General features: G+C 73.3%; 2 protein-coding genes. Both read left to right on the forward strand.

What is annotated here, in order from left to right:
• Positions 1–401: malonate decarboxylase holo-[acyl-carrier-protein] synthase (gene mdcG, locus DPV74_RS41620; RefSeq protein WP_119339300.1), on the forward strand; the 401-nt coding region annotated here is incomplete at its 5' end.
• Positions 398–793, forward strand: a 396-nt coding sequence (locus tag DPV74_RS41625; protein WP_205571999.1) for a triphosphoribosyl-dephospho-CoA synthase, incomplete at its 3' end; no start/stop codon positions are given. The genes mdcG and DPV74_RS41625, both read left to right, overlap by 4 nt.

A 793-nucleotide genomic window follows, 5' to 3' on the forward strand; every position in this document is an offset into this window, starting at 1 on the left:
GCCCGCTGCCCACGTTGTCCGACGTGCTCGCGGCCGCGCCGGACGCGTGGCGCACGCCGTTGCGCGAGCTCGATGCGCTCGGCGCGCGGTGCGGCGTGCAGGGCCGCGTGTTCGGCAGCCTCGCATGGCAGGCGCTGACGGGCGAGCCGTACCTGGGCGAGTCGTCCGACCTCGACATCGTGTTCCCGCTACCGGAAGCTGCATCGGTCGCGACGCTGCTCGACGGCCTCGCGTCGATCGACGGGCGCGCGCCCATGCGCATCGACGGCGAACTGCTGCGCAACGACGGCGCGGGCGTCAACTGGCGCGAACTGCATGCGCGGCAGCCTGAAGTCGCGGTCAAGACGGCGATCGCCGTCGAACTGATGCCGGTCGACGCCTTCACCGGGGGCGCGCGATGAGTGCATGGGCCGCCTGCCGCATACCGGCGCCGTCCGAAGCCGGGCGCATCGCCGAACTGGCCGAGCGCAGCCTCGTGCTCGAGATCGAGACCTATCCGAAGCCGGGGCTCGTCAGTCACGTCGACACCGGCAGTCACACCGACATGGATGCCGCGACGTTCGCACGCAGCGCCGCCGTGCTGCGGCCTTACTTCGCGGAACTGGCCGACGCAGGCGCGCGCGATGCGGACATGGCCGTGCTGCGCAAGATCGGCCTGCGTGCCGAGCACGCGATGCTCGCCGCGACGGGCGGCGTCAACACGCATCGCGGCGCGATCTTCGGGCTCGGGCTGCTGTGCGCGGCGGCGGGCCGGCGTGCGACGCCGGGCGCCGTGCCGGGCGGGACGACGCTC

Origin of the sequence: Burkholderia sp. HAN2018 (genome assembly GCF_024704855.1) — a bacterium.
Taxonomy (GTDB): domain Bacteria; phylum Pseudomonadota; class Gammaproteobacteria; order Burkholderiales; family Burkholderiaceae; genus Burkholderia; species Burkholderia cepacia.